This is a genomic window from Streptomyces sp. NPDC101165 (assembly GCF_044768135.1).
GTDB lineage: Bacteria > Actinomycetota > Actinomycetes > Streptomycetales > Streptomycetaceae > Streptomyces.
Map to the genome: position 1 here is coordinate 1 of NZ_JBIWPG010000024.1, position 13,973 is coordinate 13,973.

Below are 13,973 nucleotides of genomic sequence, written 5' to 3' on the forward strand. Positions count from 1 at the left end.
TCTTGCGGATAAGGCTTGGGCACAGCGACATCCTTCCCACCCGCCCCACAGGGCAAGCCAGTTCAGATGTCACCCGATCGTGCAGCAGACCCAAGGGCCGGGCAGCCTCGGCGAACCACGCCTTCAGCTGCTCCGGCCCAGGCACATCCTGAACACCACGCTACGACTCTTGAGTTTCTTTCGGCCCTGGGGAACGCCGGGATCTCACCCCCGCTGTGTGGGCGTGTGACCCTGGAGCTCGGCGCGAGCCTCCGTCTGTGCCGGCACCACGCCGATGTCTGATCGACTGTCCGGATGCACGGCGACGACGTTGCAGGTCGAGCCGCAGTGCTGCTCGGGGCCTTCCACGCGGCGCAACTCTCCCTGGTCCGTGAAGCGGTGCATTCGGTAGCCGCAGGCTGCCAGAAGATCCCACGCGGTTCGATCCGGCGCGGCGGCTCCGGGCTTCCGCCACACGAGTTCGAAGATCACGACAGGGCGGTCCCGCTCGAGGATCTGCTCGGCGCCCTGCAGGGCTTGAGCCTCATAGCCCTCGATGTCCATCTTGATGAGGGCGATGCGGCGCCCCGGCGGTACCACGTCGTCGAGCCGGACCATCACGGCCTGCTCGGTCTCCGGCCTGTTTCCGCAAGACGCGTGCAGCGAAGCACGTGACCGGTCGTCGTGCATGTGGAGGGTGGCGTGTCCGGCTTGAGCGCCGGCGGCCACAGGGAGGATCTGCACGTTGTGCAGATCGTTGATCTCGAGGTTCCGCTGTAGAACGGAACGCGCGTGGCCGAACGGATCCATTGCCAGCACCAGCCCCTGAGGACCGACCAGGCCGGCGAGAGGCAGGGTGTAGCTGCCGTAATGAGCGCCCACGTCCATGACCACGTCCCCGGGCCGGACCCAGCGGTGGAGTTGGGACACTTCGATTTCGTAGTCGTCGCGCCACACATACGCGATCTTGGCGTTGCCGCGCCACTCGGGAGGGCACCAGAACGCCATGCGCGGCCCGGGGAGCGACACGGTGGCGCCCATGTGCAGGGCTGTGCGCGCCCGCCAGACCGCCAGTCGGGTGATCATGGTTGCCGCGGACGTGTGGGGCGCGGGATGACGCAGCGCCCACAGAGCCTTGCCGAGAAGGGTCATATTTCACCGCACTCTTTCAGTTGGGCATTGAGGGGACGGTGGCCTCTGCTACGCCTTGTTCGCGGAGTTCCGCAGCCGAAGTGGCAGCAGACGGCCTGTCGACGGGAAGAATGGCGCGATAGATTTTTTCGGCGATCTCCGCTTTTGCTGTCCATGTGTGTTTCCGTGCCCACGCCAGCGCTGCGTGTTCCATGCAGCGGTGTGTTTGCTCGTCATTGAGCACACCGCCGAGTGCCGACGCGAGACGTTGTGGCAGATCGGCTGAACTGCCGAGCGGTACGGAGACCGCCCCGCCCGGTGCCGAGAAATCACCGATGCCCTGGTGGCCGAGATGAACCACGGGTACACCTCTGGCGCACGCCTCCAATGACTGCATGCTGGAGGAGTCCCGCAGGCTGGTCATCAGAAACGCGTCGGCCTGATCGTAGACCGTGAAAACCTGGCTCCAGGGCAATCGGCCACGGAATTCGACGGACTCGTCTACTCCCAGGTGTAGCGCGAGTTGTTCCAGGGCGTGTCGCAGAGGGCCGTCGCCGAGGATCACGAGGCGCACATCAGGAATTTCTGACCGCAGATGGGCGATGGTGCGCAGCGCCAGCTCGGGGGCCTTGATCGGGATCAGACCCCCCACCCACAGAACGGTAGGAGGGCCGGGGGGCCGGACCCGTTCGCCCTCCGCCGACTCCCGGAGCAGCGACTCATGGATGCCGTCGGCGAGCATCAGACGGGTATCGGTACGGCCCAGGCGGCGAGTCACTCGTTGTGTGTCCCGGTTGGTGGCCAGTACGACCGCCGCCTCGCCGAGTGTCGCACGGCACAACGGCCGGCGGCTGAGGCGTCGAATCCGCAGCGTCCGCACCGCTTCCTGCCAGTACGCGGCGCCCAGGTAACGCCGGTGACTGCGCGGTGCGGTCTGGCCGCCGCCGACGGGGCCGAACACCAACGGCGGTCCCAGGCGATGCAGGGCACATCCGCCTTGCAGGGATCCGTACGAGACGTGATGTACGAGGTCGGCTTCATCGAGTCCGTGGCTGCGGGCATAAGCCAATGCCCGGCGCTGCCAACCGTCGTAGCGCAGGAAATCTGCAGCCATGCCCCTCAGCCATCCGGGCAGCATTCGAGTCCATGCGGGGGTGGGCGGTGCCGCGATGACGTGCAGGTTGATCCGCTTTCCCGCATCCCCCATTTCCGCTACTCGACGCATAATATGCTCGGCGTTGTCGGAGTAGGGGTAAGTCAGCACGTCTACGGTGTGTCCGCGTCTCGCGAGTGTTTCGGCCCAGCCCCACCCGACGGCGGGTTCACTGCCACGGGTCGGATCGCAGCCGAACGCGACCAGGACGATACGCAGTCCGCGTGAGGTGGTATGTGGTCCGGACTCGGCCGGGCTGTTACTGGTGGAGCGCTTCTCGACTTCGCCTGCCACCGAGGAGACGTAAAGGGATCCCGTTTTTTTCATCCTCTTGTGGCGCATGAAGTCCTCTCCGCCTGCGACGGAATCCCAAGACCCGATCTGCCTGAGAGTAAAGTCCGGCTCATCAGTGGAATATCGTTTATTGCGCGTTTCGCTGACCGTTCCCCCGATCGGCGCCCCGCTGCGGCGGACCGCGCGGCCGGTGACGTGTCGTTGCGGTCATGGCTGCCGGATGTGTCGGCCCATTGTGCCTATTCTGAGCGGGTCATACGGGAAAGAACTGGGCAAAACGGACCCGATCGGCCCTGTGAGGGGTAGGCGTTGGAACGTCACGGATATCTCAAAGTACTTTTCAGACGCTGGCCGACAGCCCTGATCTGTCTGCTGCTCGGTATCGGTACGAGCCAGGCCGTAACCGCGCTGACCACGCCGGTCTACGAAGCCCGCACTCAGCTCTTCGTCGCCACCCGAACTGACGGCGCGGACTCCGCCGACCTGAACCAGGGGCAGACCTTCTCGCAGGCACGGGTCCAGTCCTACGCGGCGATCGTCGCCACCCGCCGGGTCACCCAGCCCGTCGTACGCGAGCTGGGGCTGAGCGACACACCGGAAGAACTCGCGTCCCGCATCAGCGCCGACGCTCCGCTCAACACCGTGCTCATCAACATCAGGGTGCGCGACACGGTTCCGGCACGCGTGGCACGCATCGCCGACGCCGTCGCGAAGCACTTCGTCACCGTCGTCGAGCGACTGGAGACGCTGAAGCGGGCAGCCGCACCCGCCAGGGAGCGCAGCCCCGTCCCCCTCGCTTCCCCGGTCTCGCTCGGTATCACCCAGGAGGCCGGCGTCCCCGCGAGCCCCGTGTCACCGGACCGCCTGCTCGACTTCGTGGCCGGAGTGCTCGGCGGCCTCCTGCTGGGCGGGGCAGCCATCGCCCTGCGCGAGGCGCTCGACACCACCATCAAGACCAGCGAGGCGCTCGGCGACCTGACCGCGCTGCCGGTTCTCGGTTCCATCCCGTACGACAAGAGAGCGACCCAGCAGCGGGTCGTGATGGGCACCGCCGGCAACTTCGCGCGCGGGGAGGCATTTCGCAAGCTACGCGCCAACCTCCAGTTCGCGCAGGTCGACGATCGTCCGCGGGTCATCGTCGTGACCAGCCCGGTGCCCGGCGAGGGAAAGACCAGTACCGCCGCCAACCTGGCCCTCTCGCTCGCCGATGCCGGTCTTCGGACCTGTCTGGTCGACGCCGACCTGCGCCGCCCGTGCGTGGCACGTACCTTCGGCCTCGTCCAGGACGCGGGACTGACCACCGTGCTGATCGGCCAGGTCCGTGTCGAGGACGTGATGCAGCGGGCCGCGGGCCGGCTCGCCGTGCTCACCAGTGGTGCTGTGCCGCCCAACCCGACCGAGCTTCTCTCCTCGGGCCGGATGAGCCGGCTGTTGCGTGAACTCGCGGACGCCTACGACGTGGTCATCGTGGACAGTGCGCCGCTGCTCCCCGTCGCCGACACCCTCGGCCTGGCCCCGCTCGCCCAGGGCGTGCTGCTCGTCGTACGCGCCTCCAGGACCGGCCGTGACCAGATCTGCAGCGCTGCCGAGTCGTTGAACCGGATGGGTGTCCGTGTCCTCGGCACCGTTCTCAGCATGTCCTCCGCCTTCAAGAGCAGGGGCTACGGCTACGGCTACGGCGCGGCGGAATTGCCGGGGCCCCGTCCGCCGGTCGGCTCCGGGAGCCCCGCCGCACTCGCTCCGCGGTCCTTCGCCGACAAGAAGTGACCCGTCTCTCAACGAACACCGTCCACAGTCGTATCCACGGAGAAACCGCATGAGCACCGACACCACTCCTGGCATGGCCTCACTGCAGGAGGCTGAACACGGAACAGGGCACGACTACGCCAAGGGCTCGCCGCATCTGTTGCACCACGGGATCAGGGACCGCATCGTGCGCCGCATCCACGGGCTCGTCGGCGAGGTCATCGACCGGCAGGGCGCGTGCCGGGTCGTCGAAGTCGGTGCCGGTCACGGCGCGTTCACCGACCATCTGCTGGCGGCCGGAGCCGAGGTCGAGGTCACGGAGATGAGTGCGCCGAGCGCCGAGTTCCTCGCTCACCGTTACCGGCACAGCCCACGCGTACAGGTCGTGCATGACCTGACGGGCGAAGCCGCTCACCAGGGAGGTCCGGTGGACGCGGTGGTGTGCATCTCGGTCCTTCACCACATCCCCGACTACCTCGACAGCGTCGCCAGGTTGACGGGGCGCATCACGCCGGGTGGGTTCTTCTTCAGCTTCCAGGATCCGCTCTGGTACCCGCGCCGCTCGGCGCTCTCCCTCGGGGCCGACCGGGCCGCCTACTTCTGGTGGCGGGTCGGCCAGGGCGAACTGCGGCGGGGCGTGGCGACCCGGATGCGGCGGTTGCGCGGCATCCATGACCCGTCCAATCCGGCCGACATGTCCGAGTACCACATCGTGCGCAAGGGCGTGGACGAAGAGGCCTTGCGGACGCTGCTGCTGGGGCCCTTCGCGCGCGTGGAGACGGAACAGTACTGGTCGACCCAGTCCCCCACGCTCCAGGCAGTCGGCGAGCGGTACGGTCCCTCCACCAGTTTCGGCATCGTCGCCCGGGACCGGAAGCCCGCCGAAGACGGATGACGGCTCCGTGAGGCCGTGGCCGCGCCGGCTCAGGCGCGGCAGGGACCCGCGGGCTTCACCGTGGCCTGCAGCGGCGTCACCAGGGCCTGCCGGAGAATTGCCGGGGCGTGGTCGGCCCGGGGCTCGCGCAGGTGCAGCACCAGCGTGCGGCTGGACTGCCGGGGCAGCTCCAGATCGAGGGTGTACACCGGGTGGCCGCGTTCGACGCCGGGGATCAGGTCGGCCTGGTGGTCGTCCAAAGTGGCCCGCGTCAGCGTCGCCCCCTCGCTGGCGTAGTAGGACACCAGCAGCCGGTTGTCGCCGGGGAGCGTGCGGTAGGGCGGGACGTCGCCCCGTTGGGTGACGTAGTAGGGGAGGCCCGAGGCCGGTGCCCGGTTGGTGAGCGTCACGGTCGCGGTGACCGATCGGGTGGTGTTCGTGCAGGCACCGGGTGCCCAGACCAGGCTCCGGTCGAGGTAGTAGTCCAGCTTGGAGCCGGCCGCGTTGTTCACCACGAGCCCCGCGAGAGGGCCGGGCGCATCGAGGATCGCACCTCCGAACGCCCGTGACACCAGTAGCCGTTCCTCGGCGGTGTGTGCGCTCCACAGCTGCATGCGGTCTTCCCGCTGCACGTCGTGCACGGCGCTCAGAAGCGCGGGAAGCAGGTGCGGGTCGTCGGCCGCGCTCATCAGCTGTCCGGCGGCGGCGCGAGCGGCCTGGACGAAGAACGCCTTGCGCTCGGCGAGATCAGCGTACTTCGCGTAGGCGGCCCGCTCGGTGAGGTCCACGGCGTTCTCGGCGGTGAGTGCGGTGCCGTCGGGCATCCGGGCCGGCCCGGTGGCACGCAGAAGAAGACCCAGCGTGCCGGGGTCGATGGCGATCGCGCCGTCCAGGCGCTGGCCGGTGTGCGCACGCCAGTACGCGGTCCAGAGGCGGGCCGCGTACGGGAAGTACGGGCTCATGTTGGAGTTCTGCCAGACGGCGGCCGGTTCGTTGTTCCCGTATCGGTCCACGAACTCGGCTCCGAGGTTCACGTCCGCGTGGACGCCGTCCATCTCGTTGTCGTTGCCGAAGCGCTCGAAGGACAGGCGGCCCCGGTCGGCCCGCAGCACGGCGAAGGCTCCTGGGAGGCCGCCAGTGCCCCGCGATTCGGCTGTGTTCTGGAAGGAGAGGAGATAGCGGCGTGGGCCGTGCGCCCCGAGCATGGACGGCACCACACGCGATGCGACGGCGGCGTCCTGTGTCTGCGGGACGAGCCGGTCGAGCTGATGGAGCAGTTGGGCACGGCCGCGATCGGCCGCCGGCAGCCAGGTGGAGCGGGGCAGCCGGTGGGTGTCGTCCCGCACTCCGGCCGCGACACGCGCGGCTCGGGTGAACGCCGGAGCCTCGCTCTCCAGCTCGCTGAGAACGTGAGGGACGCCGCCTGCGTGAGCGCCCGCCGAGAGTTGGGGGACGGCTCGTACGAGCGGCTGCAGCACGTCTTCGGTGAGGCTGTCCGAGGCCTGTGCGATGCCCCGCACGGTCTCGAAGGGGCCGCCGACGAAGGGCAGCCGGGCGGCTGTGTACCAGGCGGGGCCGGTGGTGAGGTGGTGTGCGCAGGCGGTGTGTGCGGCCGCGGAACGCAGCAGTCGCTCCTGCCGGGACTCCGCCGGGGCCCCCGCGGCGACCGCCGCAGTGGGGCGGGGATCGGCCGCGGTCGCGACCGATCCCCGGAGTGCGTTCAGGTCGTGCTGGGCGGCAAGGAGTTCGTTGTGGGCGAGCCAGCCGGTGACGCCGATCCAGGCGGCCGCCGCTGGGGGAAGAACAGCGGCGGCCACCAGCACGTTCCTGGCCGCACGGCCGTGGATGTTCCGGCGTGCCCGGCCGGCGTCCCGGGCACGCCCGGGACGCCAGGGGAAGGCCATACGTGCTCTCGGCAACGTCATGAGTTGCGGCGACGGCGTGCGACGGCCAGGGCGCCGACACCCGCTGCGACCAGAGCGGCCGCCACGCCGCCCAGGACCAGTTCCTTCTTGGCGTCGTCACCGGTGTGCGCGAGGTGCGCAGAGTCGTTCTGGTCCGCGTTGTTGTCGTCGTGTGACTGGTTGCCGTAGCTCCCGTTGTCGTCGTGTGACTGGTTGCCGTAGCTCCCGTTGTCGTCGTGGTTCGACTGGTTGCCGTAGCTCTCGTTGTTGTCGTGGTTCGACTGGTTGCCGTAGCTCCCGTTGTCGTCGTGCGACTGGTCGCCGTAGCCCCCGTACCCGTCGCACGGGTCGCCGTAGCTCCCGTACCCGTCGTGCGACGAGTTGTCGTGGTCTCCGTGCTCGTCGTGCGGTTTCGGTGGCTTCGGCGGGTACGGCGGGCACGTCGTGTGGGTCGGATGCGGCGGATAGGGGTCGTCCTGGGCGTGGGCGGACGTTACGCCTGCCACGGCTGCTGCGAGGAGCGCAGCAGCCGTGGCGGCGGAGGCCAGGGCAGATCGCCGTCTCGGCGATGTCGTCATTTCCACTCTCCTCGACTTGCGTAGGGCCTGGCTGCGGTGCGGCACTGCTCAAGACCTGGATAGTGGAATAAATAGGAAATCCAGCGGATGAATAACGCTATGGCGCGCACAAGGCACCGGATGGTGTAGCGCGAAGGGACGACGATGCCCCCACACCCGGAACGGGCATGGGGGCATCGTCCGTGTCGCGCGGCGTCGGCCGGTTACTTCACCGGCTCCGGCTCCGGCTCGCTCTCGGTCTCCGGCTCGCCCGCCGGGTCGACCGGCGTCCTGACGGACTCCAGGAGCAGCTGGGCCACGTCCACGACCTGGATGGACTCCTTGGCCTTGCCCTCGTTCTTCTTGCCGTTGACCGAGTCGGTCAGCATGACGAGGCAGAACGGGCAGGCGGTCGAGACGATGTCGGGGTTGAGGGAGAGGGCCTCGTCGACGCGCTCGTTGTTGATGCGCTTGCCGATCCGCTCCTCCATCCACATCCGCGCGCCACCGGCGCCACAGCAGAAGCCGCGCTCCTTGTGGCGGTGCATCTCCTCGTTGCGCAGGCCCGGGACCTTGCCGATGATCTCGCGCGGGGGCGTGTAGATCTTGTTGTGGCGGCCCAGGTAGCACGGGTCGTGGTACGTGATGATGCCCTCGACCGGGGTCACCGGGATCAGCTTGCCCTCGTCCACCAGGTGCTGCAGCAGCTGGGTGTGGTGGATGACCTCGTAGTCGCCGCCGAGCTGCGGGTACTCGTTGCCGATCGTGTTGAGGCAGTGCGGGCAGGTCGCGACGATCTTCTTCGCGGACTTCGGCTTCTTGGTCGACTCGTCCACCTCTCCCTCCTCGTTGAGGGACTCGCCGAAGGCCATGTTCAGAGCGGCCACGTTCTCCATGCCGAGCTCCTGGAACAGGGGCTCGTTGCCGAGGCGGCGGGCGGAGTCACCGGTGCACTTCTCGTCGCCGCCCATGATCGCGAACTTCACGCCCGCGATGTGCAGCAGCTCGGCGAAGGCCTTCGTGGTCTTCTTGGCGCGGTCCTCCAGGGCACCGGCGCAGCCGACCCAGTACAGGTACTCGACCTCGGTGAGGTCCTCGATGTCCTTGCCGACGACCGGGACCTCGAAGTCGACCTCCTTGGTCCACTCGAGGCGCTGCTTCTTGGCCAGGCCCCAGGGGTTGCCCTTCTTCTCCAGGTTCTTGAGCATCGTGCCCGCCTCGGACGGGAACGCGGACTCGATCATCACCTGGTAGCGGCGCATGTCGACGATGTGGTCGACGTGCTCGATGTCCACCGGGCACTGCTCGACGCAGGCGCCGCAGGTGGTGCAGGACCACAGGACGTCCGGGTCGATGACGCCGTTCTCCTCGGCGGTGCCGATCAGCGGGCGCTCGGCCTCGGCCAGGGCCGCGGCGGGCACACCGGCCAGCTGCTCCTCGGACGCCTTCTCCTCGCCCTCCACGGTCTTGCCGCCACCCGCGAGCAGATAGGGCGCCTTGGCGTGGGCGTTGTCGCGCAGCGACATGATCAGGAGCTTCGGGGACAGCGGCTTGCCGGTGTTCCAGGCCGGGCACTGCGACTGGCAGCGGCCGCACTCGGTGCAGGTGGAGAAGTCCAGCAGACCCTTCCAGGAGAACTGCTCGACCTGGGAGACACCGAAGACGTCGTCGTCACCGGGATCGGTGAAGTCGATCGGCTTGCCGCCGGAGGTCATCGGGAGCAGGGCGCCCAGGGAGGTCTCACCGGTGGCGTTCCGCTTGAACCAGATGTTCGGGAAGGCCAGGAAGCGGTGCCAGGCGACACCCATGTCGGTCTTCAGGGCGACCGTGATCATCCAGATGAAGGAGGTCGCGATCTTCAGGCCGGCGAAGAAGTAGGTGAGGTTCTGGAGCGTGGAGACGTCCATGCCCTTCAGCCACGACACCACGGGGTACGAGATGAAGAAGGACGCCTCGTAGCTGTCGACGTGGTGCTGTGCGCCCTCGAGCGCGTGCAGCATGAAGATGCAGACGCCGACGATGAGGATGACGGCCTCGACGAAGTACGCCTGGCCGAAGTTGGAGCCGGCGAAGCGGGACTTGCGGCCCGGGCTGCGCGGGTGGCTCAGCTGGCGGATGACGATCAGGGCCAGGATGCCGAGCACCGTCATCGTGCCGATGAACTCGACGAAGACGTTGTACGGCGCCCAGTCGCCGATGATCGGCAGGATCCAGTCGGCCTGGAACAGCTGGCCGATGGCGTTGACGATCGTCAGCAGCAGCGAGAAGAAGCCCACCGCCACGAACCAGTGCGCGACACCGACGATGCCCCAGCGGTTCATCCGGGTGTGGCCGAGGAACTCCCTGACCACAGTGAGGGTGCGCTGGACGGGCTCGTCGGTGCGCGTGCCCGCGGGCACGTTCTGGCCGAGCCGCATGAAGTTGTAGATCTGCAGGAGGGCGCGGGCGAAGAGGGCCACGCCGACCACGATCAGAACCAGCGACACGATGATCGCGGCGAGTTGCATTTCGGGGCTCCTCGGGCCTGCGAGGGACATTACTAAGCGGTAACTTATGCAGTCCGTTCGAGACTACCCGCATCCCTACTCGCACTGTAGCCAGGGGCGAGGTGATCTGGGTCGCTGAGGGGAGCCTGAGCAGGCGAGGCAATCGGATCGTGTTATTCGTACCGAATTGCTACATTCGCGCCTAACTTAGATCCGTGCTATATGGGATCGCCGCGGCCTCCGCCGCCCTACTCCTCACCGCCGTGCTCGCGGCGCTGCTCCGGGTGCCCGCCCTGCGTGCGGGCATCGTCGACCGGCGGCGGCAGCGGCCCCTGCCGGTGCCCGGAGGGGTGGCCGTCGTGGTCGTCACCTGTCTGGTGGCATGGGCGGGGGTGTGGACCAAGGTCGCCCCGCTGGGGCAGGGGGTCGGCCGGCTGCTCGTCGCCGGCGCCGGGGTCGCCGTGCTGGGGCTGGTCGCCGACGTGTGGCGGCTGCGCCCGCGGGTGCTGGTCGCCGGTACGGCCGTGGCGGCGGCCTGCGTGGTGCCCTACGACGAGACGGGCCCGTGGGGCGGGATCCTGGCCGTGGGCTGGATCGTCTTGGCCTCCCTCGCCTTCAAGGGGCTCGACCACACCGACGGGCTCGCGGGCACCATCGGGGTGGTCACCGCCTTCGGGGCGGGCGCCTGCGCCGCCGCCGAGGTGATGGACGGGCTCGCGGTGCTGCTGAGCGTCTTCGCGGCCGCCCTCACCGGCTTCCTGATGCACAACTGGCATCCCGCGCGGGTGGGAATGGGAGCCTGCGGCTCGCTGTTCACCGGGTTCCTGCTCTCCTCGGCCGCCGTCTTCACGCGCGCGGGCTACGGGATCGGGCCGACGGCGGGCGTGCTGTTCTGCCTCGGTGCCGTGGCCGCGGCCGACGTCCTGCTCGTGGTCCTCGCGCGCGGGACGAGTCGCCGGTCGCTGCTCAGGCGCGGCCCGGACCATCTCGCGCACCGGCTGCGGCGGCTCGGGCTCACTCCGCCGGGGGCCGTCGTGCTGCTCGGCGCCGGATCCTTCTCCACGGTGCTCGTGGGGGTGCTCGTGCATGCCGGGTGGACGGGGGAGGGAGCCGTGCTGTGGGTGGCCGGTGGGGTGGTCCTCGCCGTTCTCGTCCTCCTTCGTATCCCTGTCCAGCAATCCCGGCGGACGGAATCGACGCAGGTCAGAGGGCAGTTGCGTGTAAGGAACGGATAAGAGTTGAGCCTGACTGGCTCAGGTCTGTTGACCCGAAGGATCCGCTCGTGCACACTTGAGCCTGTTCCACTCAAGTCAGCTGGAGGAATCAACCATGGCACGTGCGGTCGGCATCGACCTGGGCACGACTAACTCCGTCGTCAGCGTTCTTGAAGGCGGCGAGCCCACCGTCATCGCCAACGCAGAGGGCGCCAGGACCACGCCGTCCGTCGTCGCCTTCGCCAAGAACGGCGAGGTGCTCGTCGGCGAGGTCGCCAAGCGTCAGGCGGTCACCAACGTGGACCGGACCATCCGGTCCGTGAAGCGTCACATGGGCACCGACTGGAAGATCCAGCTGGACGGGAAGGACTTCAACCCGCAGCAGATCTCCGCTTTCATCCTGCAGAAGCTGAAGCGGGACGCCGAGGCGTACCTGGGCGAGAAGGTGACCGACGCGGTCATCACCGTCCCGGCCTACTTCAACGACTCCGAGCGCCAGGCGACGAAGGAGGCCGGCGAGATCGCCGGTCTGAACGTCCTCCGTATCGTCAACGAGCCCACCGCGGCCGCGCTCGCGTACGGCCTCGACAAGGACGAGCAGATCATCCTGGTCTTCGACCTCGGTGGCGGCACGTTCGACGTCTCGCTCCTGGAGATCGGCGACGGTGTCGTCGAGGTGAAGGCCACCAACGGTGACAACCACCTCGGTGGTGACGACTGGGACCAGCGCGTCGTCGACTACCTGGTCAAGCAGTTCATGGCCGGCCACGGCGTGGACCTGTCCAAGGACAAGATGGCCCTCCAGCGCCTCCGTGAGGCCGCCGAGAAGGCCAAGATCGAGCTGTCCTCCTCCACCGAGACCTCGATCAACCTGCCCTACATCACCGCGTCCGCCGAGGGCCCGCTGCACCTGGACGAGAAGCTCACCCGGGCTCAGTTCCAGCAGCTGACGGCCGACCTGCTGGAGCGCTGCAAGACGCCGTTCCACAACGTCATCAAGGACGCCGGCATCTCCCTCGGCGAGATCGACCACGTGGTCCTCGTCGGTGGCTCGACCCGTATGCCCGCCGTCGCCGAGCTCGTCAAGGAGCTGACCGGCGGCAAGGACGCCAACAAGGGCGTGAACCCGGACGAGGTCGTCGCCATCGGCGCCGCGCTCCAGGCCGGTGTCCTCAAGGGCGAGGTCAAGGACGTCCTGCTCCTCGACGTCACCCCGCTGTCCCTCGGTATCGAGACCAAGGGCGGCATCATGACCAAGCTGATCGAGCGCAACACCACGATCCCGACCAAGCGCTCCGAGATCTTCACCACGGCCGAGGACAACCAGCCGTCCGTGCAGATCCAGGTCTACCAGGGCGAGCGCGAGATCGCGGCGTACAACAAGAAGCTCGGCATGTTCGAGCTGACCGGTCTGCCGCCGGCCCCGCGTGGTGTCCCGCAGATCGAGGTCGCCTTCGACATCGACGCCAACGGCATCATGCACGTGACCGCCAAGGACCTGGGCACGGGCAAGGAGCAGAAGATGACCGTCACCGGCGGCTCCTCGCTGCCGAAGGACGAGGTCGACCGCATGCGCCAGGAGGCCGAGCAGTACGCGGAGGAGGACCACCGCCGCCGCGAGGCCGCCGAGACCCGCAACCAGGGCGAGCAGCTCGTCTACCAGACCGAGAAGTTCCTCAAGGACAACGAGGACAAGGTCCCGGGCGAGATCAAGACCGAGGTCGAGGCCTCCGTCGAGGAGCTGAAGGCCGCGCTCAAGGGCGAGGACACCGCCGAGATCCGCACCGCCACGGAGAAGGTCGCGGCCGTCTCGCAGAAGCTGGGCCAGGCCATGTACGCCGACGCCCAGGGCGCGCAGGCCGCGGGCGGCCCCGAGGGTGCCGCCGCCGGTGGCGCCAAGGCCGACGACGACGTCGTGGACGCCGAGATCGTCGACGACGAGCGCAAGGACGGTGCCGCGTGACGGAGGAGACCCCGGGCTTCGAGGAGAAGCCCGACGTCCCCTCCGGCGCGACCCCCGAAGACGCCGAGTCGAAGGCCGCTCCCGAGGAGGGGGCGGCCCCGGCCGGGGACGTAGCAGCAGACGCGGGTCTGGTGGCCCAGCTGGACCAGGTGCGCATGGCTCTGCACGAGCGCACGCTGGACCTCCAGCGGCTCCAGGCCGAGTACCAGAACTACCGCCGCCGAGTGGAGCGCGACCGGATCGCGGTCCGGGAGGTCGCCATCGCGAACCTCCTGACCGAACTCCTGCCCGTGCTCGACGACATCGGCCGCGCGCGGGAACACGGCGAACTGGTCGGCGGCTTCAAGTCGGTGGCCGAGTCGCTGGAGACCGTCGCGGCCAAGATGGGCCTGCAGCAGTTCGGCAAGGAGGGCGAGCCCTTCGACCCGACGATCCACGAGGCCCTGATGCACAGCTACGCACCGGACGTCACCGAGACGACGTGCGTGGCCATCCTGCAGCCCGGCTACCGCATCGGCGAGCGCACCATCCGCCCCGCGCGGGTGGCCGTCGCCGAGCCGCAGCCCGGCGCGCAGGCCGTCAAGGCGGAGGGCACCGAGGAGACCACCGAGGCGCCCGCGGCCGACGACAAGGAGAACGGTGGCCCGGACGAGGGCTGACGTAATCACCGAA

Annotated in this window: 10 protein-coding genes; 5 read left to right on the plus strand and 5 right to left on the minus strand. The window is 68.4% G+C overall.

What is annotated here, in order from left to right; translation table 11 throughout:
* Positions 1–204 precede the first annotated feature (204 nt).
* Together ACIRVH_RS38010 and ACIRVH_RS38015 are read right to left on the minus strand one after the other, a co-directional pair.
* Entirely contained in the window at positions 205–1,131 is a 927-nt protein-coding gene (locus ACIRVH_RS38010) for an FkbM family methyltransferase (protein ID WP_403963509.1), read from the minus strand.
* 16 nt (positions 1,132–1,147) lie between these two features.
* Complete coding sequence (locus ACIRVH_RS38015) at positions 1,148–2,605, minus strand: glycosyltransferase (RefSeq protein ID WP_403963512.1); 1,458 nt, start codon at positions 2,603–2,605, stop codon at positions 1,148–1,150.
* Positions 2,606–2,866: 261 nt separating this feature from the next.
* Here ACIRVH_RS38015 and ACIRVH_RS38020 point away from each other — a divergent pair, with 261 nt between their 5' ends.
* Together ACIRVH_RS38020 and ACIRVH_RS38025 are read left to right on the plus strand one after the other, a co-directional pair.
* Complete coding sequence (locus tag ACIRVH_RS38020) at positions 2,867–4,324, plus strand: polysaccharide biosynthesis tyrosine autokinase (protein ID WP_403963515.1); 1,458 nt, start codon at positions 2,867–2,869, stop codon at positions 4,322–4,324.
* Positions 4,325–4,373: 49 nt separating this feature from the next.
* Positions 4,374–5,198, plus strand: coding sequence for a class I SAM-dependent methyltransferase (locus tag ACIRVH_RS38025; RefSeq protein ID WP_403963516.1), 825 nt, complete (start codon positions 4,374–4,376; stop codon positions 5,196–5,198).
* A 29-nt stretch (positions 5,199–5,227) separates the two neighbouring features.
* Here the strand turns inward: ACIRVH_RS38025 and ACIRVH_RS38030 are convergent, their stop codons facing one another.
* The 3 genes from ACIRVH_RS38030 to ACIRVH_RS38040 all read right to left on the minus strand — a co-directional run bounded on the left by ACIRVH_RS38030 (position 5,228) and on the right by ACIRVH_RS38040 (position 10,145).
* Positions 5,228–7,081, minus strand: coding sequence for a DUF4012 domain-containing protein (locus tag ACIRVH_RS38030; RefSeq protein ID WP_403963519.1), 1,854 nt, complete (start codon positions 7,079–7,081; stop codon positions 5,228–5,230).
* Between the two features lie 17 nt (positions 7,082–7,098).
* Positions 7,099–7,659, minus strand: coding sequence for a hypothetical protein (locus tag ACIRVH_RS38035; RefSeq protein WP_403963522.1), 561 nt, complete (start codon positions 7,657–7,659; stop codon positions 7,099–7,101).
* Between the two features lie 203 nt (positions 7,660–7,862).
* Positions 7,863–10,145, minus strand: a complete 2,283-nt coding sequence (locus ACIRVH_RS38040) for a (Fe-S)-binding protein (RefSeq protein WP_403963524.1) — start codon at positions 10,143–10,145, stop codon at positions 7,863–7,865.
* Between the two features lie 194 nt (positions 10,146–10,339).
* Here ACIRVH_RS38040 and ACIRVH_RS38045 point away from each other — a divergent pair, with 194 nt between their 5' ends.
* The 3 genes from ACIRVH_RS38045 (at position 10,340) to grpE (ending at position 13,960) form a co-directional block, all read left to right on the plus strand.
* Positions 10,340–11,359 carry an MraY family glycosyltransferase gene (locus ACIRVH_RS38045; protein ID WP_403963527.1) on the plus strand — a complete coding sequence of 340 codons (1,020 nt, stop codon included), beginning with the start codon at positions 10,340–10,342 and terminating at the stop codon, positions 11,357–11,359.
* 94 nt (positions 11,360–11,453) lie between these two features.
* A complete protein-coding gene (gene dnaK, locus ACIRVH_RS38050; protein WP_403963529.1) occupies positions 11,454–13,301 on the plus strand; it encodes a molecular chaperone DnaK in 1,848 nt (615 codons plus the stop codon).
* On the plus strand, positions 13,298–13,960 hold the full coding sequence (grpE, locus tag ACIRVH_RS38055) for a nucleotide exchange factor GrpE (protein WP_403963531.1): 663 nt from the start codon (positions 13,298–13,300) through the stop codon (positions 13,958–13,960). Before dnaK ends, grpE begins: the two co-directional genes overlap by 4 nt.
* Positions 13,961–13,973: the final 13 nt, after the last annotated feature.